Annotated in this window: 23 protein-coding genes; 10 read left to right on the forward strand and 13 right to left on the reverse strand. The window is 65.9% G+C overall.

Annotated elements, in window-relative coordinates:
* Positions 1 to 20: 20 nt before the first annotated feature.
* From QX126_RS25870 to QX126_RS25890, 5 genes are all read right to left on the reverse strand, one after another.
* Positions 21 to 980: an NrtR DNA-binding winged helix domain-containing protein gene (locus QX126_RS25870; protein ID WP_315784543.1), complete on the reverse strand. Its 960-nt coding sequence runs from the start codon at positions 978 to 980 to the stop codon at positions 21 to 23.
* Positions 981 to 995: 15 nt separating this feature from the next.
* Positions 996 to 1,478, reverse strand: coding sequence for a tRNA (N6-threonylcarbamoyladenosine(37)-N6)-methyltransferase TrmO (gene tsaA / locus QX126_RS25875; protein ID WP_315784545.1), 483 nt, complete (start codon positions 1,476 to 1,478; stop codon positions 996 to 998).
* Positions 1,479 to 1,556: 78 nt separating this feature from the next.
* A complete protein-coding gene (locus QX126_RS25880; protein ID WP_315784547.1) occupies positions 1,557 to 1,901 on the reverse strand; it encodes an AzlD domain-containing protein in 345 nt (114 codons plus the stop codon).
* Entirely contained in the window at positions 1,898 to 2,644 is a 747-nt protein-coding gene (locus tag QX126_RS25885) for an AzlC family ABC transporter permease (protein WP_315784549.1), read from the reverse strand. Before QX126_RS25885 ends, QX126_RS25880 begins: the two co-directional genes overlap by 4 nt.
* A gap of 129 nt (positions 2,645 to 2,773) precedes the next feature.
* A complete protein-coding gene (locus tag QX126_RS25890; protein ID WP_409999124.1) occupies positions 2,774 to 3,790 on the reverse strand; it encodes a transglycosylase SLT domain-containing protein in 1,017 nt (338 codons plus the stop codon).
* A 142-nt stretch (positions 3,791 to 3,932) separates the two neighbouring features.
* Between QX126_RS25890 and QX126_RS25895 the strand changes: the two genes are divergently transcribed.
* Together QX126_RS25895 and QX126_RS25900 are read left to right on the forward strand one after the other, a co-directional pair.
* On the forward strand, positions 3,933 to 4,868 hold the full coding sequence (locus QX126_RS25895; RefSeq protein WP_315784553.1) for a glycine reductase: 936 nt from the start codon (positions 3,933 to 3,935) through the stop codon (positions 4,866 to 4,868).
* Positions 4,869 to 4,982: 114 nt separating this feature from the next.
* A complete protein-coding gene (locus QX126_RS25900) occupies positions 4,983 to 5,444 on the forward strand; it encodes a PEGA domain-containing protein (RefSeq protein WP_315740324.1) in 462 nt (153 codons plus the stop codon).
* Between the two features lie 15 nt (positions 5,445 to 5,459).
* On the opposite strand, the gene QX126_RS25905 is transcribed toward QX126_RS25900, so the two are convergent.
* On the reverse strand, positions 5,460 to 6,476 hold the full coding sequence (locus QX126_RS25905) for a carbon-nitrogen hydrolase family protein (protein ID WP_315784554.1): 1,017 nt from the start codon (positions 6,474 to 6,476) through the stop codon (positions 5,460 to 5,462).
* Between the two features lie 194 nt (positions 6,477 to 6,670).
* Between QX126_RS25905 and QX126_RS25910 the strand changes: the two genes are divergently transcribed.
* Positions 6,671 to 7,627: a helix-turn-helix domain-containing protein gene (locus tag QX126_RS25910; RefSeq protein ID WP_315784556.1), complete on the forward strand. Its 957-nt coding sequence runs from the start codon at positions 6,671 to 6,673 to the stop codon at positions 7,625 to 7,627.
* Between the two features lie 78 nt (positions 7,628 to 7,705).
* Here the strand turns inward: QX126_RS25910 and QX126_RS25915 are convergent, their stop codons facing one another.
* Entirely contained in the window at positions 7,706 to 8,590 is an 885-nt protein-coding gene (locus QX126_RS25915) for a LysR family transcriptional regulator (protein WP_315784557.1), read from the reverse strand.
* Positions 8,591 to 8,684: 94 nt separating this feature from the next.
* On the opposite strand from QX126_RS25915, the gene bla reads away from it, so the two are divergent.
* The 5 genes from bla (at position 8,685) to QX126_RS25940 (ending at position 12,549) form a co-directional block, all read left to right on the forward strand.
* Entirely contained in the window at positions 8,685 to 9,584 is a 900-nt protein-coding gene (gene bla / locus QX126_RS25920) for a class A beta-lactamase (protein WP_315784559.1), read from the forward strand.
* A 141-nt stretch (positions 9,585 to 9,725) separates the two neighbouring features.
* Complete coding sequence (locus tag QX126_RS25925) at positions 9,726 to 9,887, forward strand: hypothetical protein (RefSeq protein WP_315718376.1); 162 nt, start codon at positions 9,726 to 9,728, stop codon at positions 9,885 to 9,887.
* 41 nt (positions 9,888 to 9,928) lie between these two features.
* A complete protein-coding gene (locus QX126_RS25930; protein ID WP_315740328.1) occupies positions 9,929 to 10,255 on the forward strand; it encodes a cytochrome c in 327 nt (108 codons plus the stop codon).
* A 96-nt stretch (positions 10,256 to 10,351) separates the two neighbouring features.
* A complete protein-coding gene (locus QX126_RS25935; protein WP_315775248.1) occupies positions 10,352 to 11,779 on the forward strand; it encodes an MFS transporter in 1,428 nt (475 codons plus the stop codon).
* A gap of 23 nt (positions 11,780 to 11,802) precedes the next feature.
* Positions 11,803 to 12,549: a sulfite exporter TauE/SafE family protein gene (locus QX126_RS25940; RefSeq protein ID WP_315784562.1), complete on the forward strand. Its 747-nt coding sequence runs from the start codon at positions 11,803 to 11,805 to the stop codon at positions 12,547 to 12,549.
* Between the two features lie 86 nt (positions 12,550 to 12,635).
* On the opposite strand, the gene clpA is transcribed toward QX126_RS25940, so the two are convergent.
* Both clpA and clpS read right to left on the reverse strand, forming a co-directional pair.
* On the reverse strand, positions 12,636 to 15,023 hold the full coding sequence (clpA, locus tag QX126_RS25945; RefSeq protein WP_315784564.1) for an ATP-dependent Clp protease ATP-binding subunit ClpA: 2,388 nt from the start codon (positions 15,021 to 15,023) through the stop codon (positions 12,636 to 12,638).
* Positions 15,024 to 15,440: 417 nt separating this feature from the next.
* The gene (gene clpS / locus QX126_RS25950) at positions 15,441 to 15,773 is read right to left on the reverse strand and encodes an ATP-dependent Clp protease adapter ClpS (RefSeq protein ID WP_006611275.1); all 333 of its coding nucleotides are present in this window, start codon (positions 15,771 to 15,773) and stop codon (positions 15,441 to 15,443) included.
* A 503-nt stretch (positions 15,774 to 16,276) separates the two neighbouring features.
* Between clpS and QX126_RS25955 the strand changes: the two genes are divergently transcribed.
* Positions 16,277 to 18,052: a pilus assembly protein gene (locus tag QX126_RS25955; protein ID WP_315784567.1), complete on the forward strand. Its 1,776-nt coding sequence runs from the start codon at positions 16,277 to 16,279 to the stop codon at positions 18,050 to 18,052.
* 92 nt (positions 18,053 to 18,144) lie between these two features.
* On the opposite strand, the gene QX126_RS25960 is transcribed toward QX126_RS25955, so the two are convergent.
* Positions 18,145 to 18,486 carry a phasin family protein gene (locus tag QX126_RS25960; protein WP_315718372.1) on the reverse strand — a complete coding sequence of 114 codons (342 nt, stop codon included), beginning with the start codon at positions 18,484 to 18,486 and terminating at the stop codon, positions 18,145 to 18,147.
* Positions 18,487 to 18,915: 429 nt separating this feature from the next.
* Here QX126_RS25960 and QX126_RS25965 point away from each other — a divergent pair, with 429 nt between their 5' ends.
* Positions 18,916 to 20,664 carry a D-alanyl-D-alanine carboxypeptidase gene (locus QX126_RS25965; RefSeq protein WP_315784569.1) on the forward strand — a complete coding sequence of 583 codons (1,749 nt, stop codon included), beginning with the start codon at positions 18,916 to 18,918 and terminating at the stop codon, positions 20,662 to 20,664.
* Between the two features lie 236 nt (positions 20,665 to 20,900).
* Here QX126_RS25965 and QX126_RS25970 read toward each other — a convergent pair whose 3' ends face one another.
* The 3 genes from QX126_RS25970 to QX126_RS25980 form a co-directional block, all read right to left on the reverse strand.
* Positions 20,901 to 21,617, reverse strand: coding sequence for a DnaJ domain-containing protein (locus QX126_RS25970; protein ID WP_315754567.1), 717 nt, complete (start codon positions 21,615 to 21,617; stop codon positions 20,901 to 20,903).
* 110 nt (positions 21,618 to 21,727) lie between these two features.
* Positions 21,728 to 22,486, reverse strand: a complete 759-nt coding sequence (locus QX126_RS25975) for a VWA domain-containing protein (protein WP_409998060.1) — start codon at positions 22,484 to 22,486, stop codon at positions 21,728 to 21,730.
* 155 nt (positions 22,487 to 22,641) lie between these two features.
* Entirely contained in the window at positions 22,642 to 23,529 is an 888-nt protein-coding gene (locus tag QX126_RS25980; protein WP_315754484.1) for an alpha/beta fold hydrolase, read from the reverse strand.
* Positions 23,530 to 23,695: the final 166 nt, after the last annotated feature.

Raw genomic sequence — 23,695 nt, forward strand, 5'->3', positions numbered from 1 at the left:
GCCTTGTCAAGAGCGGGAGATCAAGACCGCGAGAGCGGCAGCTTGGTTCCGACCACCGCCCGCTCGGCCAGAACGCCCTGCCTGAAGCGAAACAGCTTGGCCGGCCGACCGATCGTGTCGGCAGCAATTGCGCCTGTCTCTTCAACCAGTTCCTGCTGCTCGATGAGGCGGCGGAAGTTCTGCTTGTGCACGAGCCGGCCGGCCAGTGCCTCGACGCTGCGCTGCAATTGCAGCAGTGTAAATTCTTCCGGCATCAACTCGAACACGACCGGCCGGTATTTGATCTTGGCGCGCAGACGGGCAATGCCGGTAGCGAGAATCCGACGGTGATCACCGATCATGGCGCGGCCGGGCACCTCCGCCTGGCGGGCCTCCTTCTCGCGCGTACTCTCGGGAATCAGCGCAGCCTCGTACAGCAGCTCATAGCGCTGCAGCGCCAATTCCTCGTTCCACTCGCGGCCATCGAGACCGAAAGTGATCGCGGCGCGCTGCCACCTTGTCTTCTGCAGCGCCGGCTGGTCGGCGGCTCGCGCCCAGGCCTTCAGCTTCGGCGCGATGATCTTGGCCAGGATCGTCGGCGGTCCGTCGCGATGATCCTCCCACGGGAAGTAGTCGTACCATGACGACCATTGCGCATCCGCGCCCTCGCGCCCCTCTTCCTCGCGTGTCAGGCCGAGATAGCTGATGGAGATACGATGCGGCGCCTCGGGATCGCCGCCGCGACCGCGGTCGGCGAAGGTGTAGAGCTGCTCGACATAGCCGAGCGGATGGCCGGTCTGCGCCTTGACCCAGGCGCGCAGGCCCATCTGCAGCGAGCGGTGCGCGAACTGAAACGGTCCGCTCGGCAGCGCCGCAGCGTGCTCGATCGTCATGATCTTCGGATGGCCGTCGGTCACCGCCACCAGCACGGCGACGAGGTCCGCCGTGATCGCATCCTGAGCTGTCACCGTCTTCTGCGGCCGCTTGTTCACCTTCGACATCCGGATCCGTCGGTCCTATTTGTCATCCTCACCAGCCGCCGCCGGCGTGAACGCGCAATGATCCGGCTTCAGGTCGATCAGCGGCGTCTCGTCGAGGCAGTCGAGACCGCGCACCAGCACGGTGTTGCCTTCCAACGCGACGAAGCGGACGGTCGACACGCCGATCGGATTGGGACGCACCGGCGAGCGCAGCGCGAAGGTGCCCCGGGTCTCGCCGTCATGATGGCGCGGGCTCTGCTTCACGAGATTCCGGCGCGCCCGGTTGAGCCAGTACAGCACCTGGAGATGGCTGAAGGCGTCGATGCCCTGCAGCGCCGGGACCCAGGGCTCGAAAATCTCGAGCCGGCATACCGGCCCCTCGAAGCTGCCCTGCCGCGGCGTCTCGAGCCGCGAGGTCCAGGGCGTGCGGATGCGGCCGATGAAATACAGCGTGGCGTCGCGCGGCTGGGGCGCGTCGACGGCGACTTCTCCCGGGCGGAGATCGGTATCAGTGGTCATTGCGGAGTCCTTGGGTCTTCCCGGCAATCTATCCGAACCTCGGCTCACCGCAATTGCGGTTGCGCAAGATCGCGCAACTCAGCCGAACCACCATTTGCCGGCCAGCATGACGGCCTCGCCGCAGACGACACCGGCAAAGATCGAGCGGCGGCTCGCCATGAAGGCCGCAAGGCCGGCAACGACCGCGCCGTAGCGCAGGCCCCATGGCACGCTGGCGAGCGCGCCCGGCGGCTGCACCAGGATCTGGGCGATGACCCCAGCCAAGATGGCGGTCGCGACCGCCTTGACCCACATCAGCAGGTCCGAGCCCTCGTCGAGCCCGCTGCCGAACCACAGCCCGAGCAGGCGCCAGATCTGGTTGGGGATCACGCCCGCCACCAGCAGCACCACGAGCGCATGCCAATCGCCGATGAAGTCGCTCATGCCGGCCCCCGCCGCTCGCGCCATTTGTGCGCGCCGAACGCGAGCGTTCCGGCGACGACGCCGCTGACCAGGATATCGACGCCGCTGTTGAGCTGGGCCGCCACGGGATACAGCACGAGGCCAAGGCCGAGCGCGAGCACGTCGGCCAGCTCCCTGGCGTTGCGCAGGGTCGAGAACAGGAACGCCAGCGGCGTCAGCAAGAGCACCGCGGCGCCGAAGGTCTGCGACAGGTTGGCGGCGAGAAGATAGCCGATGATGGTCGCGATCAGCGCAATCCCCATCAGGCCGGTACCGAGCCCATGCACGAAGGCGATGCGGCGCTCGCGCGGCACATGCGGCAGGAAGCGATAGCATTCGACCCACAGGGTCACGGCGGTGAAATGCGCGATCAGCACCAGGTGCCGCCGCTTGGTCTGCGGCGAGCGGATCAGCGGCAGCACCGCCACCACCATCGGAAACAGCCGGATCGCGCTCATCGTGACCGCGATCGCCGATTGCAGAATGGTCTGGCCGGAGCCGAGCGTGGAGACCAGGATGATCTGCGCCGGCCCGGCCCAAACCAGTACCGTGCTCAGGATCGCCCAGAGCATGCTGAAACGGGTATCGTGGGCGAGCGCGCCGATGCCGATGAAGGTGACGAACAGCACCACTGACAGGATGGTCGCTGACGTCGCGCGCAGCCCCCAGCCGAAGGCGCGCAGTGAACCATGCCATTGCGGCGAATCGAGCGGAGGAAGTGTCACGGGCGGCCCAGCGGAACGAACCGCGATAAGGCTGGCGAAAGCCGCTCGCGTCAACCGCCATCAGGCGCGCGCGGGTCTGCGTCCGGCGCAGCCATTCCCACCATCCCCACGCGCGGCGCCGCACGAGCTCTATCCGGAGCGATTGCGCAGCACGAAGCAGGCGCCACCGGCCCCGCGGATCCGGCTGCAGAGCGCGTCGGCCTCGGCCCGTGTCTCGGTGCCGATCCGCACCTGGTAGAAGGCGTGGTTGCCGCGCGAGCGCATCACCGACGACAGCAGGCTCGGGTCGCGGTCGCCGATGACCGGGCCAAGCCTCTTGATCGCCCGCGAATACATCGCGAGCGCCTTGTTGCGGTCGAAGCCTGCAGCCAGTTGGACGCCCCATGGTTTCGCGGCCGACAGCGCCACATGCTGCTCGAGCTCCGTGACGAACGGATTCGGCGCGCGCTTTAACATGGCCATCAGCTGACGACACGAGGTCGGCGGCGGGCTCGGCGGCGTCTTGCCGCCGCTGCCGGCGGCCGCCCACTCGTCGATCGTGGCGCCCGTGATGGCCGAAACGTAGTTGCGGGTCTCCCAGGGCATCTGCCCCTTGCCGGTGAGCCAGTCCTGCACCCGGCGCGGCCCCGCATTGTAGGCCGCCGCCGCGAGCCCGAGATTGCCGAACTGGTCGCGCAGCTCGGCCAGGAACTGCGCCGACTTCGGCAGGGCCTGAACCGGATCGAACGGATCGAGCAACTGGCGCTGGTTCGCCGTGCCCGGCATGAACTGCGCAATTCCCTGCGCGCGCTGGCCGTTGCGCGTGACCGGCCCGACTGCATCGCTCTGAAAGCGGCTCTCCTGCCAGATCACGCGAGCGAAGAATTCGAGCGGCAGATCATTCGCCTTGGCTGCGGATTCGATCATCAGGCAGATCGCCTCGCGGGTGCCGCTCTCCTTGGACTCCTCGGCCTTGATCTCCGGGCCCTCTGCCGCAGCCTCTGCCGGCTTCGCAGTCTCGTGCGGCGCGTCCTGCTGCGCGCCGCCCTTCGGATCAGCCGGCACGGCAACGTCACGGTCTGAGCCCTGCTCCGCCGCCACGCCGGACAACGGCCCGGTGAGGATCAGGGCAAGGCCGAGACAGGCAATGCGAGCAATCGAAACCATGGAAAGCATCGTGAGCGCGGTGCAATGGTTGGAATTCTGCCGACAGACAAAGCCCAGGACCATGCGGGGTTCCACCGCGCGGCGCCTTGACACAGCGAATGAGCGGGCTAGCAATCCGAAAATCCTGCAGGGAGCGCGACGGATGACCGCACCGACCGACGACAGACTCGGCTTCGCGCCCGAAAGCGATGCGCCCTTGTCCTACATGGCGCGCACGCGCGACTACTATCTCGCGATCGGCTATGACACGCCCTATCGCTGGGCTCACTACACGTCGGCGCCGTTCCATCCCTTGCGCAAGCCGCTCGCGCAGTCGCGCGTCACCGTTGTCACCACGGCCGCGCCGTTCGATCCCGCCAAAGGCGATCAAGGCCCCGGCGCGCCCTATAATGGCGGCGCCAAGTTCTACTCCGTCTATGACGGCGACACGTCGGCGCAGCACGACCTGCGCATTTCCCACATCGCCTATGATCGCGCGCACACCTCGGCCGAGGATTCCGGCACCTGGTTTCCGCTTCCACAGCTCATCAGGCTGGCAGGTGAAGGCCGCATCGGCGCGGTCGGACCGCGCTTCTTCGGCGCGCCGACCAATCGCAGCCAGCGCGTGACGATCGAGACCGATGCGCCGGAGATTCTTGCGCGCTGCCGCACCGACGAGATCGACGCCGTCGTGCTGGTGCCGAACTGTCCAGTGTGCCACCAGACCGTGAGCCTGGTGGCCCGGCATCTCGAAGCGAACGGCATCGCGACCGTCGTCATGGGCTGCGCCAAGGACATCGTCGAGCACGCCGCAGCACCGCGCTTCCTGTTCTCGGATTTTCCGCTCGGCAATTCCGCCGGCAAGCCGCACGACGCGGCCTCACAGGCCTTCACGCTCGAGCTCGCCTTGCGTATCCTCGAGAGTTCACCAGCCGCACGGACGACCGTACAATCGCCTTTGCAGTGGAGCGACGATCACGGCTGGAAGCGCGACTACAGCAATCCGGCCATGCTCGCGCCGGAAGAGCTGGCGCGGCGGCGCGCCGAGTTCGATGCGCAGAAGGCGATCGCACGGCAGGTTCGTGGAAAGCAGGTGTGAAAGCCACACTCGCGTGAAACTCGCCCGGGAATTTCTTCGGATAATGCTGATTGCGCTTGCCGTCCCGCTCCAGTTGCGCTTGAGTTCCCCCGGGTTTCAAGGGGGCAGTACCAAATGAGAGTTGTAGCGTTCGTAGCGCTGTGCGCCGCGCTGGGAGGTTGCGCGTCCGTAACGCGGGGTACAACCGAGACGATCAGTGTCGCGTCGACACCGTCCGGGGCCGAGGCCACGATCGCCGGTCTCGAAGCGCCGATGACCTGCACGACGCCCTGCTCGTTCGTCGCCAAGCGCAATGCCGACATCTCTGTCACCATCGAAAAGCCGGGCTACGAGACCCAGATCATCCCGTTGACCAAGGACATCCCGGCGACCGGCGCGGCCGGCTTCGCCGGCAACATCTTAGCGGGCGGCCTGATCGGCATGGGTGTGGACGCCGCGACTGGCGCGGCGACCGACCACAAGCCAAACCCGGTGATCGTCACCTTGCAGCCGCGCATGGCGGCGCCGGCAGGCCGTGCGCAGCGGCCGCCGCGGCGGTCGGCCCCGCCGCCGGCACAACCGGAGGCCGGGACCTAGCGCCCACCAAGCCTGTCAGCCAGCCGCCGATTGCGCCTCGCCGGGCGTGACCGCGTCGACCGGCAGCGCGAAGGCCTCGACCCGGTTGAGCGGCTTCTTGTTGAGCAGCAGCCGGGTCACGTCGGGGCGAGAATAGTGTCCCGCCGGATCGGCGGCGTTCTTGGCGATGCCGATCATGCCGAGATCGATCTCGGCGATCAGCAACCCCTCCTGCTCCGGCGGCAGCTTCTCCGCAAGCGAAGAGCCGTCTGGACCGAAGATCGCGGCGTGGCCGCCGCCGACATGCAGCAGCGCGTGCTTGTCGGGCCGGTCACACAGCTCGTCGATCATCGCCGGCGAGACGGTGGCACACGGCGCCAGCACGAAGCACGAGCCCTCGACGGCATAGACGCGCGAGGCGGCGTTGTTGACCTCGGCGCCGAGCGCCGGCGCGAACGGATCGTACAGCGAGAAGCTCGGCCAGGCCGCGACATGCACCTGCTCGTTCTGGGCATACATCGCGTATTTCGACAGCGGCTGCAGATGCTCCCAGCAGCACAGCGCACCGATCCGGCCGATGTCAGGCCGGTCGTGCACAGCGAGATCGCTGCCGTCGCCCTCGCCATAGACGGTGCGCTCGGCATGGGTCGGCCGCAGCTTGCGGCGCCGGGCGATGGTCTCGCCGTCCGGGCCGATCAGCCATTGCGCGATGTAGAGGCTGCCGCCGTCGCGCTCGGACAGTCCCAGCACGGCCGTGAGCCTGGCCTTGCGCACGGCGGCGCGCAGCGCCTCGGCCTGCGGGCTGTCATAGGCCAGCGAATTGTCGAAATAGCGCTGCACGAAGCCACGGCCGATGCACCAGGCCGGCGAGTCCATCCAGATGTGCCAGGGATAGCCGGGGATGAAGACCTCCGGAAATGCGATCAGCTTGGCACCTTTGTCGGCCGCCTCCTCGATCAGGCCGACGGTCTTCTTGATCGAGGCGTCCAGGTCGAGCCAGGCCGGCGCCGCCTGCACCACCGCCACCTTGTATTTCGGATGTGCCAGTCCCATCCCGCGTCTCCCCTCTTCCGGATCGGCGGCGCCGCGCGCCGCATTCGCAGGGGAGTATTGACCTCGGCGATCATTCGCGCTCGTCTTGGAGGGAACGAAAACTCGACTGCGGCCGCCAGCGAGAGACCAGCCGGCCCAGAACTTGCTGCATTTCCGACGATCCACGCGACACAGAGGCGGAGGGAGACGGAGCGATGCCGGTCCTGTTCACCACGGAAGGAAGCCCGGGCCACCGCCGGCTGGCGCTGTGGCAGGACATCGTCTGCGACGTCTACGTCGGCCTCGACTGCACGTCTGATCTCGGCAGCGCGTTTCGGGGCTCGGTGACCCACACCGCGTTGGGACGGGCCGTCTGCTCCGAGGTGGCCTCGGACCGGCAGCGCGTGCACCGGACCTCGCAGCGCATCGCGCGGGCGGATGCCGACTTCGTCCTCGTCGCGCTCGGGCGAGAGGGAATCGGCGGCGTCGTTCAGGATGGCCGCGACACCGTGATCCGGCCCGGCGAGTTCGCGATCTACGACACGACCCGCCCCTACGAGCTGCAGTTCGACGCCGCGTTCAAGCAGATCGTGTTCAAGCTCCCGCGCGAGATGCTGCAGCGCCGGATCGGCCCGACGGAGACCGTGACGGCGATCAGCTTCGGCCCCGATAGCCCGCTGCAGCCGCTCGCCCATGATTTCATCGTCAGGCTCTGCGAACGCGCCGAGCACATCGGCCCCGAGCATGCCGAACCTCTGGCCGACCAGGCTGCCGACCTGCTCGCCATGACCTTGGCCGAGCGGCTTCGCACACAGCCCCTGCCCGCCTCGAGCCATCGCGCAGCGCTGCTTTATCGCATCAAGGCGCACATCCGCACCCGGCTGCCCGACGCCGACCTCTCACTGCCGGAGATCGCACGCGAGCTCGGGCTATCGGCGCGCTACGTCAACGATCTGTTCTCGGACGAGGAGACGTCGTTCCAGCGCTTCGTGCTGGCTGAGCGGCTCAAGCAGTGCCGGCGCGATCTCGGCTCGCCGATGCTGGCGCATCGTCAGATCAGCGAAATCGCCTTGTCCTGGGGCTTCAACGATCTCTCGCATTTCGGCCGCGTGTTCCGCGAGCAGTTCGGCCTGTCGCCGCGCGAGTGGCGGCGCAGCGCCGTAAAGCGCTGAGCTGGCCGCAACGCGCCCGCCTCACGCGCCTCGTGGCGCTGTTCGCGCCCTCAGCTTGTGCGCGGTGGCGACCGGCCGTCAGCGCGGCGGATCAGCGCGCAAGGCATCAACCAGCCAGTCACGAAAGGCACGCATCCCGAACGTCGGTTCTTTCGACTTCAACCAGGTCAGCCAATAAGAACCGGCGGCGACCTCAGCCGCAAACGGCCGGACCAGCCGACCCGTCTCGAGCTCGCAGCTGAACATGGCGATCGGAACCAGGCCAACGCCGACGCCGCGCGCGGCCGCTTCGGCCATCGCGACGGAGCTGTCGAAGATCGGCCCCTGGATCATCGGGCATAGAGCGCCCGCGACTGCAAACCATAATGGCCATTCCTCGGCGCGATACGACCGCAGGAGATTTTCGTCCGCGAGGTCCGACGGCGCGCGCAGACGACTCGCGACATCGGGATGACAGACGGGCGACAGCGGGGCAGACATCAGATGGATGGCCTCAGTGCCGTGCCAGGAGCCGTCGCCGAAGCGAAGCGCGATGTCGAGCCCGTCTCCGGCGATATCGATGCGGTTGTTGTTGGTGAGGAGGCGCAGGTCGATATGGGGGTGCGTATCTCGAAAACCGTCGAGGCGTTGCAACAGCCATCCCGTTGCAAAGGTGCCGACACAGCCGACGGTCACGACCTCGCGGGTTCCCTTCGCTTCGATGCGATCGATCGCGCCGCTGATGCGACTGAACGCATCGTTGAGGACGGGAAACAGAGCCAGGGCTTCGTCGGTCAACGTGAGGCCACGCGGCAGGCGCCGGAACAGGTGAGCGCCCAACATCTGCTCGAGCTGTTTCACCTGGTGACTGATCGCGGTCTGCGTGACCCTGAGCTCCAAGCCTGCCTTGGTGAAGCTCAGATGCCGGGCGGATGCTTCGAAGGCCCGCAAGGCGTTCAAAGGGAGATGGCTGCGGATGGGCATGATGACCAAGTTCTGCTCATGGCTCGACGAATAAATGATCGTTTGTCAGTCGTCACCTCGTTCGGCAGGTTCGCGCAGTCACTGGAGAATGAACATGCTGACGAGACGGCATCTGGGTCTTGGAATCCTCGGGATAGCGGCTGCGGCGAGCGGGCTGCCATCACCTGCAGCGAAGGCGGCGGCCGACCGAAGGGCGCATCTGGAAGGGGAACTCGCCCGCATCGAGCGCGAGAGCCTCGGACGGCTCGGCATCGCCGTCCTCGACTCCGAAAGCGGGTTCGAGGCGGGCCTGCGCTCGGCCGAGCGCTTTCCGATGTGCAGCACGTTCAAGTGTCTGGCTTCCGCGGCTGTCCTGAAGCGCGTCGACGCCGGCGAACTGCATCTCGACACGCGCGCCCCGTTCGAGGCGAAGGATCTCGTAACATATTCGCCGGTGACCAAGGAGCACGTCGGCCGCGGCATGACACTCGCCGAGCTCTGCGAAGCTGCGCTCACCCAGAGCGACAACACCGCGGGAAATCTCCTGTTGCGGCAGATCGGCGGTCCTGCGGGTCTGACGCGTTTTGCCCGATCGATCGGCGACGAGATCAGCCGCCTGGACCGCTGGGAAGTTGAGCTCAACGAGGCGCTGGCCGACGACCCTCGCGACACGACCAGTCCGGCCGCCATGCTACAGAACCTGCGCCGCGTGCTCCTTGGCGAGGTCTTGTCGACGAATATGCGCCAGCGATTGACGGACTGGATGATCGCCAACAAGACCGGCGACACTCGGCTTCGCGCCGGTGTGCCGCGTGACTGGCGCGTCGCCGACAAGACGGGCGCTGGGGACCGCGGCACGACCAACGACGTCGGCATTCTCTGGCCCCCGGGCCGCAAACCGGTTCTGGTCACGGCCTATCTGACTGGTTCACAGGCGTCTCCCGAGGATCGCAACGCAACGATCGCGAAAGTCGCGCGGGCGGTTGCAGACGTCGTGATGGGACAGGCTGGGTAGTTCGACCATCCGGCTTCCGAGCCCCTCCGGAAGCCGGACATCAGACCCAAGATGTTCGCCATGGCGGCGCAACGATTGGGCAGGCTAAGCTGCGGCCGGCCCACGTCATCGGAATGTGCGGCCGCTGCCGGGATCGATCCGATGCGCCGCTTTGCCATGAAGGCCCTGTTCTCCCTGCTGACCTTGCAGCGGGACGACGAGACACAGCTGCGCTGGGACCGGATCGTCCTGATCGGCTCGACCCTGGTGACGATCGGGCTGATCGCCCTATATGCCTATAGCAAGGCCGAGGGCCGCTGGTAGCCGGGCGCAAGACACGCGAGAACGAGTTCATGAGACGACGAATGGGGTCCGCCTGCCTGCTGCTGGCGTTCGCGTCGACCGCCAGCCATGCGCTGGACAGCGAGCAGAAGCGTGGAAAAGCGCTCTTGCAAAGCCTTTGCAGCCGATGCCATGCGGTAGGTCTCACAGGCGCCAGCCGGCACCCCGACGCGCCCCCGTTCAGGACCTTCGGTGACAGCAAGCTCTACGACGAGGATTTTGCCCAGCGGCTGCAGACCGGCCTGTCGACCATTCACAAGGACATGCCGAGCTTCCAGTTCGAGCGGCCCGAGGCGGAAGCCGCGGTCAATTATCTCAGGACCATTCAGGCCCGCCCCAAACGGCGGTGACGCGGCGGCGCGGTCCGCCGGCGTGGAACGGGGCTTGTGCGGCGCGGTTGCCCGTTCCCGTCCATTGCCCGCGACCCGGCTGCGGACGGAGCCCGCATGAAGACGCCGACGACCACGGGTCTGCACGCCGACGGACTGCCGCTGCCGCAGCGCACCTGGGCGATCGTGACGATCGCCCTCGGCATCGTGCTGGCCGTGATCGACGGCGCGATCGCCAATGTGGCGCTGCCGACGATCGCCCGCGACCTCAATGCGAGCCCTGCTTTTTCGATCTGGATCGTCAACGGCTATCAGCTCGCGGTCACGATCTCGCTGCTGCCGCTGGCCTCGCTCGGCGAGATCATCGGCTATCGGCGGGTCTATCTCGCCGGCCTCGTGCTGTTCACGGCTGCCTCCGCCTTCTGTGCGCTGGCCGACAGCCTGCTGCTGCTGACGCTCGCGCGCATCCTGCAGGGCTTTGGCGCCGCCGGCATCCTCAGCGTCAACTCGGCGCTGGTGCGTTTCACCTATCCGCACGCTCTGCTCGGCCGCGGCATCGGCATCAATGCGATGGTGGTCGCGGTCTCCGCCGCGCTCGGTCCGACCATCGCCGCCGGCATCCTCGCCGTCGGCAACTGGCCGTGGCTGTTCGCGATCAACGTGCCGCTCGGCATCGTCACCTTCGTCTTCGGCTTCCGCTTCCTGCCGCATACGCCGCGCGCGCCGCACATGTTCGATTGGCAGAGCGCGGCGCTGAGCGCGGTCGCCTTCGGCTTCCTGATCGCCGCCGTGGACAGCCTCGGCCATGGCGAGGCGCTGGTGACCTGCGCGATCGAGTTCGTCGTCGCCATCACGGCCGGCGTGTGGCTGGTCTGGCGCCAGACCCATATGGCCTCGCCGCTGCTGCCGCTCGACCTGCTGCGCATTCCAGTGTTCGCGCTGTCGATCGCGACCTCGATCTCGTCGTTCTGCGGACAGATGCTCGCCTTCGTCGCGATCCCCTTCTATCTCGAAAGCCATTTCGGCTATTCGCCGGTGCAGATGGGCCTGCTGATCACGCCGTGGCCGATCGCGGTCGGCCTGACCGCGCCGATTGCGGGGCGGCTGGTCGAGCGCGTACCAGCCGGGCTGCTCGGCGGCATCGGTCTCGTGATCTTCGCGTGCGGGCTCGGTGCGCTCGGCCTGCTGCCGCGCGAGCCGTCGGCATGGGATATCGTCTGGCGCATGGCGCTGGCCGGCTGCGGCTTCGGCCTGTTCCAGACGCCGAACAACCGCACCATGATCGCCGCTGCGCCACGCGAGCGCGCCGGCGGCGCCAGCGGCATGCTCGGCACGGCGCGCCTGCTCGGCCAGACCACGGGTGCGGCGCTGGTCGCGATGTTTCTCGCGATCGATTCGACCGACGGCACGCGGCTGTCGCTCTTGACCGGGGTCGGTTTCGCGCTGGTCGGCGCGTTCCTGAGCATGCTCAGGCTGTCGCCGGCCGGCGCCCGCGGCGCCGAGCGCGTCCGCGTCCAGGACGGCCAGCGGCTGAAGGGCGAGTAGTGACAGCGATAACGGACTGGACGATGCTGGCCCTGCTCGCCCTCGCCGCCTTCGGCTCGGGCATCGTCAATGCGCTGGCCGGCGGCGGCGCGTTCCTGACCTTCCCGACCTTGCTCGCCGCCGGCATTCCCGCGATTGACGCCAACGCCTCCAGCACCGTCGCGCTCTGCCCCGGCCAGTTCGTCAGCGCTTGGGCCTCCCGTGAGATCTTGAACGACGCAAAGGCGCCCTGGCGCCACGACCTCGTGCGACTGTCGATCATCAGCCTGATCGGCGGCACGCTCGGCGCCGTGCTGCTCCTGGTCACACCGTCGGCCGCCTTCAGCCGGCTGGTGCCCTGGCTGTTGCTGTTCGCCACGAGCGTGTTCGCATTCGGCATGCGCTTTACGCCGAAGGATGGCGCGCGCTGGTTCGGGCCGCTGACCATCCAGGCGGTGCAGTTCGTGATCGCGATCTATGGCGGCTATTTCGGCGGCGGCATCGGCATCCTGATGCTGGCGGCCCTGGTGTTCTACGGCATGCGCGACATCCGCGCCATGAACGGCATGAAGGTGCTGCTCGCTGCGCTCATGAATATGACGGCCTCCGCCATCTTTGCGTTCTCAGGCCGCGTGCATTGGCTGGAGACGCTGACGATGATGGGGGCTGCCATGGTCGGCGGCTTCGTCGGCGCGCGGCTTGGCCAGATCATCCCGCCGGCCCATGTGCGCCGCTTCATCATCGCCGTCGGCTGCGGCCTGACGGTGTATTTCTTCGTCAAGCCGGCCTGAGCCGGACGTCGCATCAAAGAACCTCGCGTCAACGAAAAAGGCCGGCGCGATGGCCGGCCTTTCGTAGTCATCTCGTAGCGTCAGGCTTACGCCTTGACCAGCGGTCCCTTCGGCGCCGGCCCCTTCGAGCCGCCGCCGGACTTCGGCTTACGCTTGCGCGCGGCCGGCACTTCGGACTTCGGCGTGACGGGGCCCTCGACGAACTCGAAGCCGATCTTCTCCTCGACGCCGGATTCGTCCTTGACGAGGACGACACGGACATGCCCGCCGCCCTTCAGCTTGCCGAACAGCACCTCGTCGGCCAGCGGCTTCTTGATGTGCTCCTGGATCACGCGGCCCATCGGCCGTGCGCCCATCTGCTCGTCATAGCCGTGCTGGATCAGCCAAGCCTTGGCCGGCTCCGACAGCTCGATCGTGACGTCGCGGTCGGCGAGCTGAGCCTCGAGCTGCAGCACGAACTTCTCGACCACCATGCCGATCACCTCGACGTTGAGGTGCGCGAACGAGACGATGGAGTCGAGCCGGTTGCGGAATTCCGGCGCGAACTGCCGGTTGATCGCCTCGTGGTCGTCACCTTCCCGCTTCGAGCGATGGAAGCCGAACGCCTGCTTGGCCATGTCGGCCGCGCCTGCATTCGTGGTCATGATCAGGATCACGTTGCGGAAGTTGACCTGCTTGCCATTGTGGTCGGTGAGCCGGCCGTGATCCATGATCTGCAGCAGCACATTGTAGAGATCCGGATGCGCCTTCTCGATCTCGTCCAGCAGCACCACGCAATGCGGATGCTGGTCGACGCCGTCGGTCAAGAGGCCGCCCTGGTCGAAGCCGACATAGCCGGGAGGCGCGCCGATCAGGCGCGACACCGTGTGCCGCTCCATGTACTCCGACATGTCGAAGCGCAGCAGCTCGACGCCCAGGGTCGACGCCAGCTGCTTGGCGACCTCGGTCTTGCCGACGCCGGTCGGACCCGAGAACAGATAGCAGCCGATCGGCTTCTCCGGCTCGCGCAGGCCAGCACGGGCCAGCTTGATCGAGGCCGACAGCGAATCGATCGCCTTGTCCTGGCCGAACACCACGCGCTTCAGGGTCTGCTCGAGATGTTTGAGCACCTCGGCATCGTCCTTCGACACGCTCTTCGGCGGGATCCGCGCCATCGTGGCGATCGTGGTCTCGATCTCCTTGATGCCGATCGTCTTCTTGCGCTTGTTCTCGGCCAGCAGCATCTGCGCCGCGCCGGATTCGTCGATCACGTCGATCGCCTTGTCCGGCAGCTTGCGGTCATGGATGTAGCGCGACGACAGCTGCACCGCGGCCTCGATGGCCTCGTTGGTGTATTTCAGCCGGTGATAGTCCTCGAAATACGGCTTCAGGCCTTTCAGGATCGCGATCGCATCTTCGACTGACGGCTCGTTGACGTCGATCTTCTGGAACCGGCGCACCAGCGCGCGGTCCTTCTCGAAGTGCTGGCGATACTCCTTGTAGGTCGTCGAGCCCATGCAGCGGATCGAGCCCGAGGCCAGCGCCGGCTTGAGCAGGTTGGACGCATCCATGGCGCCGCCCGACGTCGCACCCGCACCGATCACGGTGTGGATCTCGTCGATGAACAGGATCGCATTCGGATGCGCTTCGAGCTCCTTGAGGACCTGCTTCAGGCGCTCCTCGAAGTCGCCGCGATAGCGCGTGCCCGCGAGCAACGTGCCCATGTCGAGCGAGAACACGGTCGCCGCCGCCAGCACCTCGGGCACTTCGCTGTCGACGATGCGCTTGGCCAGGCCTTCGGCGATCGCGGTCTTGCCGACGCCGGCTTCGCCGACGAACAGCGGGTTGTTCTTCTGGCGCCGGCACAGCACCTGGATGGCGCGGTTGATCTCGGAGTTGCGGCCGATCACCGGATCGATCTTGCCGTCCCGCGCTTTCTTGTTGAGATTGACGCAATAGGTTTCCAGCGCCTCGCCCTTTTTCTTGGAGTCCTCACTGCCCTTGGTCTCGGTCTCTTCGTCGACGCCGCGCACGGGGCGGGCCTCGGACACGCCGGGCCGCTTGGCGATGCCGTGGCTGATGTAGTTGACGGCGTCGTAACGCGTCATGTCCTGCTCCTGCAGGAAATACGCGGCGTGGCTCTCACGCTCGGCGAAGATCGCGATCAGCACGTTGGCGCCGGTCACCTCTTCGCGGCCCGACGACTGAACGTGGATCACGGCGCGCTGGATCACGCGCTGGAAACCTGCGGTCGGCTTGGCGTCGTCGCTGCCGTCCGTGACCAGATTTTCGAACTCGGTTTCGAGGTAGTTCACGAGACTGCCGCGCAGCTTGTCGAGGTCGACGCTGCATGCGCGCATCACGGCCGCTGCATCGGAGTCATCGATCAAGGACAGAAGGAGGTGTTCCAGTGTCGCGTATTGATGATGACGCTCGTTGGCGATCGCCAGCGCACGATGCAGGGATTGTTCAAGGCTTTGAGAAAAAGTCGGCATGCGCGTCCTCTGTGGCCCCTTGCCATCATGATCGCCGCCGCCCGGTCAGGCAACAACAACCTTCGTCAAATATAGTTATAACCGAGTGCGACAAAAGACCGGCCGAGCCGCTCGATTACGGGTTCACCGGATCGTCAATGCAAAACCCGTTCCGATTGCGGCAAATCGGGCTTGCGACAACCGAACGGCGCAGGCGGTCCAGCGCGGAGAGATAGGGACCGGAGCGGCCGTAATTCTTCGGGCGAAACGTGAAACCTGCCCGGATTGCGCCGACCTCGTCTGCAGCAATTTGCATCTGCGGCGACTTGCGATTCCGATTCGCCACCGCCACTTCTCCGGCGCGCCCGAGCAGCCGGAGCCCCCGGCCTCTGGCTCGCTATTGCACGCGTCGGCGGCTCTCTTCGCGGAGGGAGCCGGCTATTTCTTCTCCATCACACACTGCAACGGATGCTGGTGCTTGCGGGCGAAGTCCATCACCTGCGTCACCTTGGTCTCGGCGATCTCGTAGGTGAAGACGCCGCACTCCCCGATGCCGTGGTGGTGCACGTGGAGCATGATCTTGGTCGCGGCCTCGACGTCCTTGTTGAAGAACTTCTCCAGGACGTGAACGACGAACTCCATCGGCGTGTAATCGTCGTTCAGGATCAGGACGCGGTAGAGGTTGGGGCGCTTGGTCTTCGGCTTGACCTTGGTGATCACGGACGTTGCCGGGCCACCGGTGCCACCGGACTTGTTGTCGTTATTGCTCATCCTGGGCGCGGATCGGTTCAATCTGGAAGTTGGCTGCGACATCTTGCACGCGTTAGATATGGCTGCGAGGCCCCCAATAAAGAGTTTCCCTTGGAGGGTCGCTCAACTTGGAGGGTTGCTCAATAAGGGTTGCCCCGACCTGTCCCCTGCCGGGCCGCTTTCCGCCACCCGGTCCTGCTTTCCAGATCGCCTGTCCCAGCCGACCGGTCCGGTCGGACCGACGCCAGGAATATGGGTCAGCGACCGGTTTGCCGCAAGCGCAGGCCCAGGACGGACCGACGCTCCGGCAGGACCGATTCCCTGCCCCGGCGATGAGGTGCAAGGTTAATCAAACCGGCCGCATTTTACAAAGCCCATTCAGCGGGCATTGACAGGGAACCAGCTCGGTTGCGGGCGCGGCGCCACGCTGCGGGCATTGGCCCGGTGTTTCGCGGTTTCGATTTACCCGTCCTTGACGAAGCCGAACCGAAAACACCTGCAGAAAACCATAATTGGTGAGCGACATGACCGATGTCTCCTTCATTCGACTCTGCCGCCGCGCCGCCCGACGGTTCGCCTGCGACCGCGGTGGCAACATCTCCGTGCTGTTCGCCATCTCGCTCGTCCCTATCCTGGCCTTCGTCGGCGCAGGCGTCGACTACAGCCGGCTGAACGCCGCGCGGTCGTCGATGCAGGCCGCGCTCGACTCCACCTCGCTGATGCTGTCGCGCGACCTGGCGCAGGGCACCATCAGCGCAGCCGACGTCGGAACCAAGGCAAGCGCCTATTTCAAGGCGCTCTACACCAGCACGGACGCGCAGAACGTCACCGTGACGGCCAGCTATACCTCCTCGACCAGCTCATCGGCCTCCAACATCCAATTGTCGGCCTCCGGTCAGATCGTCACCCAGTTCATGAAGATCGCCGGCTTTCCGACCATGGACTTCGGCGTCAAAACGACATCGACCTGGGGCGACGTGAAGATGCGGGTGGCGCTCGCGCTCGACAATACCGGCTCGATGGCGTCCAGCGGCAAGATGTCCGCGCTGCAGAACGCCGTGGCCGGCAGCGGCGGGCTGATCGACCAGCTCAGCGCCCTCGCCAAGACCCCGGGCGACGTCTACATCTCGGTCGTTCCATTCGCCAAGGTCGTGAACGTCGGCGCCAGCAATTTCGCCAAGGACTGGATCGACTGGACCGACTGGCAGAATCCGCCCACGATCCAGCCCGCCAATGGCTCCTATCAGGCCGCAATCCCGAACGGCAGTTTCACGCAATCCCAATGGGACATGGTGGGACCGGGATCTTCCTGTCCGTTCAAGTCCGGCAACGGCTTCCCCTACTTCTCCTGCACCAGCGGCCCGGCGACCGGCAGCTCCAGCGCCTCCAAGATCCCGTCGAGCGGGACCTACAACGGGTACATCTGCCCGGGCTACGACTCCGCCTCGCACAGCTACTACAACGGCTGCTGGGACAGCGTGCAGACCAGCACGCGGGTGAACTGGTGCACCGGCAGCTACTGCAGCTGCCCGACCAGCGGCAGCAATCTTCCGAACAACACGTGCAGTTGCACGGGAAGCGGATCCAGCACGGTGTGCAAGGTCAACACCTTCACGCACACCTGGATCGCCAACACCAAGAGCACCTGGACCGGCTGCGTCGCCGACCGCACCCAGCCCAATGACGCGAATGCCGTGTCGCCCGCGACCTCCGACGTGACGACGCTGTTCCCGGCCAACCAGCACATGGAGAACAGCACCCAGTACTGCAGCAGCACGGCCTCGACCAAGCTCGCGGAGATCGTGCCGCTCAGCTACAATTGGAGCTCGCTGAAGAGCGCCGTCAACGCCATGCAGCCCACCGGCGGCACCAATCAGGCGATCGGACTTGCCTGGGCCGTACAGTCGCTGATTCCGAACGGCGTGCTGGCCGCGCCGGCGGAGGACGTCAACACCACCTATAATCGCGTCGTCATCCTGCTGTCGGACGGCCTGAACACCGAGGACCGCTGGCCCGAGTACGGCAACGGCTCGTCGCAAGCCTCGGGCAACCCGATCGACGCGCGCCAGGCCCTGCTCTGCTCGAACCTGAAGAACACCAAGGATTCGAAGGGCAACGCGATGTACACGATCTACACGATCCAGGTGAACACGAGCTCGCCCGCCGATCCGACCTCGGCCGTGCTGCAGAACTGCGCCAGCAGTCCCGACAAGTTCTACATGCTGACGAGTTCGAGCCAGATCGTGACCACGTTCAACTCGATCGGCACCGCATTGTCGAAGCTGCGGGTTGCCAAATAACAGAAGCGCCGGGCACCGACAGCGCTCCGCCTTCAGCCAACAAAAAAGCCCGGCGCAAGCCGGGCTTTGTGCTCCCTACAGGGCGCGAACGGTCAGTGCGCGGCCGGCGGGGTGAACTTGGCGGCGATGCCTTCCAGCGGCTTGAACGCCTGCTTGGCGAGATCCGAATACAGCCCGGCGATCTTCTGCGAATCGGCGACGAAGGTCTCGTAGGCCGATTTGGCGAACTCGGTCTGCACCTCGAGCACCTTGTCGAGCGACTTCACGCCCTGGAGCTTCTCGACGAACGACTTGGTGTCCTCGAACGACTTCTTGGTGTAGTCGCCATACGCGGTGGCGATGGCTTGGAGCCCGTTCTGCACGGTGGTCGCAGAGTTCACGACGGTCTCGAACTGCTCTTTGCCGTAGTTCTGAAAGTCTTCAACCTTAAACATGTGGCATTCCTTTCCCTGATTTTGAGCGCCCTCAGGGAAGCCCCGGCTCCCTGACGCATCCATAATATAGTGCAGCGCACAAAAAAATCAAGAATCTTGTGCAATGCACCATCACGGGCATTGCGGTCTCGATGCACCGTCAGGCGCCCCAACCCGGGCCAGTTCGGCGGAAATACCGACCGTCGGCGCAAGGTTTCTTTAATCCTTTGGCAACTCGACCGTCCTAACCTCTCCGGTGGTCCCGGCCAGCGTCGGCCGAACCGTAAAGCTGTTCTAAAACAGCGTCTTAACAAAACCTCAGTTCGAGCCCTTCGATGCTTGGCAGCGTCATGGCGCGATCGGGAGGTCCGACAGGCACGGTTACGGGGGCGTTCGGCACAATTTCGCCTTACGAGCCGGTGATCACGTCAGAAATTGGACGGGGATTTCATGCTTCGCAAACAAATGGCTTCCTCGCGCCTGTTGCGAGTCGGCGTCTACGGACTGATCACCCTTGCGACGGCAGCAGTGGTCACGGTCGACAGCGCGGAGGCGCGTCGGCGCCATCGGCAGCATCACGCGCGGCACTCGCCCCATAATGACGAGGGCAGCTACAGCCCGGCGTTCGCGTCGATCGTCGTCGACGGCAATTCCGGCGCGACGCTGACGGCGACCAATCCCGACGCCTCGCGGCACCCCGCCTCGCTCACCAAGATCATGACGCTCTATTTGCTGTTCGAGCGGCTCGATTCCGGCAAGATGAAGCTCGATACCGAGATGCCGGTGTCCGAGCACGCCTCCGAGCAGTCGCCGACCAAGCTCGGCCTGCGCCCCGGTCAGACGATCCGCGTCGAGGACGCGATCAAGGGCCTGGTGACGCGGTCGGCCAACGACGCCGCCGTGGTCATCGCGGAGGCGATCGGCGGCGACGAGGACGAGTTCGCCAAGATGATGACGCGCAAGGCGCGCTCGCTCGGCATGGGCCGCACCACCTATGTGAACGCCTCCGGCCTCCCCGCCGACGCGCAGATCACGACGGCGCGCGACCAGTCGATCCTGGGCCGCGCGATCCAAGACCGCTTCCCGCGCTACTATCGCTATTTCTCGACGGTGGTGTTCAATTATCGCGGCCAGTCGATCCGCAACCACAATCATCTTCTCGGCAATGTCGAGGGCATCGACGGCATCAAGACCGGCTATACCCGCGCCTCCGGCTTCAACATCGTGACCTCGCTGCGCCGCGGCAACCGCCACCTGGTCGGCGTCGTGCTCGGCGGCCGCAGCGGCGGCTCGCGCGACGCCATCATGCGCAACCTGCTTGCCGAAAACCTCGACAAGGGCGCGACCCGGCGCACAGTGGCGGCGATCGGCGAGCGCGGCGGCTCCGACGGCGGCGATCCGAACCAGGGCACGGTGCAGCTCGCCTCCGCGGCGCCGGAGACGCCGGCCCCGAGCCGCGCCTCCAAGATCATCTCGACCCTCTCGGAAGCCACCGCGGCCCTGCCGCCGGCGGCACCGCGAGAGGCCAAGGTCGAGCCGGCGCCGATGACCTCCGGTGTGATCCAGAGCCAGCCGATGTCGATCGTTCCCGGCTCGACCGAGCCGATGAAGCCGGTCAAGGTCAGGACGGTCCAGGTCAAGGCCGGCGCGGTCAAGCTCGCGACCGCCGCGCCGCAGCCGGCCGCCCCTGCTCCCGCGCCCTTCGCTCAGCGCGTCGAGGCCATCGAGCCGGCGCCGCCGATCACCCGCGCCGAGGCCTCCCGTCCCGACATGCCGCCGCAGCCGCCGGGCCATGGCACCGGCAACGGCATTCTCGGCGTGCTGCCTGCCTCCAGCCTGCCGGCAGGCTCGTCGCAGGCCATGGCCTATGCGGCGCCTCCGGCCCAGCCGGCACCGACGCAGATCGCCTCCGCGAGCGCTGCGGCGGAGCTTCCGAGCAAGCCTTCCGTGACGCGGAGCGGCTGGATCATCCAGGTCGGTGCGCTGGACAACGAGGCCGAGGCCCAGAAGCGGATCGAGGCGGCCCGCAGCTCGGCGCAAGGCCTCCTCAGCAAGGCCGATCCCTTCACCGAGACGGTCGCGAAGGGTGACAAGACCCTCATCCGCGCCCGCTTCGCAGGACTCGATCGTGATCAGGCCGAGGCCGTCTGCAAGAAGCTGAAGCGCGCCGACATCTCCTGCATGACCGTGCACAACTAACGTCGGCACCGATCCTGTTCCGATGAGGCCCGCGCGACACAGCGCGGGCCTTTTCGTTTGCGGACCACGCGATCGATGATCGGGACGCACGGCCGCAAACCACTCGTCAAGGATTTGCCGCTAGAACTTTTTCACCATGACGAACGATCGTGCCTGGCAAGGGCGAGAGCCGCAGGCGTCGACAAAGTTGCGTTGAAAGCGGGTTCGGTGTTGTGGCGTTGGTGGCGTTGCCGGAGTTAGCCGTGATGCGTACGAAGCAGAGTATCCTTGGCCTCGTTCACCCGGGCGGCGAGGTACGTCGACCCCCCTTGGTCGGGATGCAGTTTCTTCATGAGCGCACGGTGGGCCCGACCGATCTCGTCTCGCCCCGCGCCCGGCTGCAGGCCAAGGATCTGATAGGCCTCCTCTTCCGTCATTTTGGAGCTCGACGCCGCGCGTCCCTGCCGCCCTGCCGCATCGCGCTCCGCGTGCTGACGCCAAGCGGGAAACCGGCGGTCCAGATAAGTTTCAAGTAGAGCGACGCTGTCGGCATCGAGGCTCGGCGTCATCGCGGCGAGCTGCGGCAGATCGAACTCGTCCAGCGACCGGCCGGCATGGACGCCGGCGACGAAACGGCCCTGCATCTGCCCGCTGTCGTGATCGAGCACCATCTCGATGAATTGCGAGCGCACCCGCGAGTTCTGACCGGACGAGCGCTGCCCGCCCAGCCCGAACATGCTGCCGACGTTGCCGAGCCCACCCGGTGACCAGCCGAGCAATCCCGCCCCGAACAGCCCGATCGGGATCGCCACCACCAGCTCGCCGCGGAGGCCGGTGAAGGCTGCCACCGCAAGGCAGCCGATGCCGCCGGCAAACTTGAGCGCGCGCGCCAGCGCCGCCGGATTCGCGTTCCGGAACATCTGCAGCAACAGATAAAGGGTGATGACGGCGACGGCGCCAGCGATCAGTGTCATGATCCGAATATAGGGCGTGTCGAGACAAAAAGCATGATCGGCTGCGTACGCGACCGGCAGGCTCGAGCCGGTGCGCCGGGCTTGATATTGGCGGCGGCCGAGATCGATCTCTACTTCATCTGCCCGATCAGACGTGCCGCGCCCGCTTCGGAGCCGGCGAGCCGGAGCAGCGCCGCGCGACCACCGGCAGCATAGGCCGCGGCGGCGCGCAGAAGATCGCGCAACTGCGCGGATGCGCCCGGATCGAAGCGGCACCATGCTCCCCCCGACAGCCGCGCCATCTCGCGAAAAGCCTGCTCGGCCGCGGGCTCATTGCCCTCCTGGAACATGAACAGCGGGACCTTCAACAGCCCGAGCTCGCCGGCCTTTGCGCAGAGCACGTCGACATTCTCCTCCATCGCGTCGCCAACGAACACGACGGCGCGGATTCCAGACGCTGTCGCATGGCGTCGCGCCTCGGCAAGAACCTTGCCGATCTGGGTCTGGCCGCCGCGGCAATCGATCTTGCCCATCAGTCGGGCGAGCTCAGCGCTGTCGGAGATCCAGCCAGTGGCGCGGCATTCATCGAAGCCCCGATAGTACACCAACCGGATATCCAGGCTGCCGAGTGCGGCGGCCTCGCGAAACATGTCGGCCTGCAGGGCACAGGCCATGTCCCAGGTCGGCTGGCGGCTCAGGGTCGCATCAAGCGCAAAGACGAGACGACCTCTGGTTCCCTGAGCTGCAGGAGCCATGGCCTTGGCCTGCGCGACAAACGCCGCAACGGCGTCTGCCGTGGAGCGCGCATCGTCCGGCAACCGTTGCTGGCGCGAGCCATCGTCGGCCGAGGTCATCGGCGCAGAACCTGGCTTCGTACGACGATCGACCATACGCGCACCTTGCTCGGACGCGCATCATGTGGGCAGCCGGACGAACAGCGTCAATGACGGCAGCGGCCCATCTGCCGCATACGCCGTTCATTCCGCCCGTCGTGGTGGGCGGCACAAGGGTCAGGCGGGGCTGGCGCGCATCCCGGCTTGCGCGCTCAATGCGTCAGCGGCTTGGCCGGCGTCGCGGTCTTGCCGACCGGCGCATAAGGCGCGACGGGACCCGGATCGAGCAATGGTGTCTTGGTCTTGACCGGCCCGATGTCGCTGCTGCTGTCGCTGTCGGCGAGGAACTTGTCCAGCATGGCCTGGATCGACGACTTGGCGTCGTCGGGTCCGGTGTCGCGCATGTCGTTGTGCTGGAAGTCCGTGTTGACGACCGTGATGCCTTCCTTCTCGCAGATGTCGTCGCTCGGGATCACGCCGGGATCGGTCTTGAATTGCGGGTCCTTCGAACGGAACGACAGGATCTTGAACTTGCCGTCGGTGACGAACGGGACGCGGAGGTTGTCGAGCGTGACGACCTTCCGGACGTCTTCGGGATACTGCTTGGCGAAATACATCGAGATGTCGCCGCCCATCGAATGACCAACCATCGTCAGATGATCATAGTCGGCGTTCGGCTGCACTTCGCGCATCTGCTCGACGGCGAACCGGATGTTGGCGACGCCGCGCTGGATCTGCGGCAGGCGGCCGACATAGGGCTCGCCGACCTTCGTCACCATCGGCGCATCGGTCGGCAGGTCGTGCTGGATGCTGACCGCCACGTAGCCGCGCGCAGCAAATACGTTGGCCAGGAACGAGTACTCGGTGAACTTGACGGTGTTGCCGTGATTGAGGATCGCGACCGGCAGCTTGACCATGCCGGCTTCGGCCTGCATCTCCTTGTCGCGGCGGACGGCCACGGCGACTTCGACCAGACGGTTGTCGCGCGAGGCGTCATAGAACCTGATGGTCTCGTGCCGGATCGCCCACTTGCTCGCGGTGAAGTAGCCGACGGCCGCCAGCACGCTGACAGACACAAGAACGGTTATTCCACGCTTCATGTTCGTCCCTCGGGAGCACAATCAAAGGTAGTTTTGAACCTGTAAGACTCTCGCGACCCGTTCTGTTTAATATATGTAACGGCGCTGTGACAGGAAGACCAAATGTTGTGTATCGATCGCCCGTTCGTTGTGCGTCGCACCTAGTTGCTGTGCAGCATAGCGGGTT

Origin of the sequence: Bradyrhizobium sp. SZCCHNPS1003, from assembly GCF_032381555.1 — a bacterium.
Taxonomy (GTDB): domain Bacteria; phylum Pseudomonadota; class Alphaproteobacteria; order Rhizobiales; family Xanthobacteraceae; genus Bradyrhizobium.

Coding starts and splice junctions, on each gene's coding strand:
- QX126_RS25935 (WP_315775248.1), top strand. CDS start 10,352: ATGAAGACGCCGACGACCACGGGTCTGCACGCCGACGGACTGCCGCTG.
- clpS (WP_006611275.1), bottom strand. CDS start 15,773: ATGAGCAATAACGACAACAAGTCCGGTGGCACCGGTGGCCCGGCAACG.
- QX126_RS25890 (WP_409999124.1), bottom strand. CDS start 3,790: ATGGTTTCGATTGCTCGCATTGCCTGTCTCGGCCTTGCCCTGATCCTC.
- QX126_RS25940 (WP_315784562.1), top strand. CDS start 11,803: ATGCTGGCCCTGCTCGCCCTCGCCGCCTTCGGCTCGGGCATCGTCAAT.
- QX126_RS25965 (WP_315784569.1), top strand. CDS start 18,916: ATGCTTCGCAAACAAATGGCTTCCTCGCGCCTGTTGCGAGTCGGCGTC.
- QX126_RS25880 (WP_315784547.1), bottom strand. CDS start 1,901: ATGAGCGACTTCATCGGCGATTGGCATGCGCTCGTGGTGCTGCTGGTG.
- QX126_RS25905 (WP_315784554.1), bottom strand. CDS start 6,476: ATGGGACTGGCACATCCGAAATACAAGGTGGCGGTGGTGCAGGCGGCG.
- QX126_RS25980 (WP_315754484.1), bottom strand. CDS start 23,529: ATGAAGCGTGGAATAACCGTTCTTGTGTCTGTCAGCGTGCTGGCGGCC.
- QX126_RS25960 (WP_315718372.1), bottom strand. CDS start 18,486: ATGTTTAAGGTTGAAGACTTTCAGAACTACGGCAAAGAGCAGTTCGAG.
- QX126_RS25910 (WP_315784556.1), top strand. CDS start 6,671: ATGCCGGTCCTGTTCACCACGGAAGGAAGCCCGGGCCACCGCCGGCTG.
- QX126_RS25930 (WP_315740328.1), top strand. CDS start 9,929: ATGGGGTCCGCCTGCCTGCTGCTGGCGTTCGCGTCGACCGCCAGCCAT.
- tsaA (WP_315784545.1), bottom strand. CDS start 1,478: ATGACCACTGATACCGATCTCCGCCCGGGAGAAGTCGCCGTCGACGCG.
- clpA (WP_315784564.1), bottom strand. CDS start 15,023: ATGCCGACTTTTTCTCAAAGCCTTGAACAATCCCTGCATCGTGCGCTG.
- bla (WP_315784559.1), top strand. CDS start 8,685: ATGCTGACGAGACGGCATCTGGGTCTTGGAATCCTCGGGATAGCGGCT.
- QX126_RS25895 (WP_315784553.1), top strand. CDS start 3,933: ATGACCGCACCGACCGACGACAGACTCGGCTTCGCGCCCGAAAGCGAT.
- QX126_RS25970 (WP_315754567.1), bottom strand. CDS start 21,617: ATGACACTGATCGCTGGCGCCGTCGCCGTCATCACCCTTTATCTGTTG.
- QX126_RS25975 (WP_409998060.1), bottom strand. CDS start 22,486: ATGGTCGATCGTCGTACGAAGCCAGGTTCTGCGCCGATGACCTCGGCC.
- QX126_RS25955 (WP_315784567.1), top strand. CDS start 16,277: ATGACCGATGTCTCCTTCATTCGACTCTGCCGCCGCGCCGCCCGACGG.
- QX126_RS25925 (WP_315718376.1), top strand. CDS start 9,726: ATGCGCCGCTTTGCCATGAAGGCCCTGTTCTCCCTGCTGACCTTGCAG.
- QX126_RS25915 (WP_315784557.1), bottom strand. CDS start 8,590: ATGCCCATCCGCAGCCATCTCCCTTTGAACGCCTTGCGGGCCTTCGAA.
- QX126_RS25900 (WP_315740324.1), top strand. CDS start 4,983: ATGAGAGTTGTAGCGTTCGTAGCGCTGTGCGCCGCGCTGGGAGGTTGC.
- QX126_RS25870 (WP_315784543.1), bottom strand. CDS start 980: ATGTCGAAGGTGAACAAGCGGCCGCAGAAGACGGTGACAGCTCAGGAT.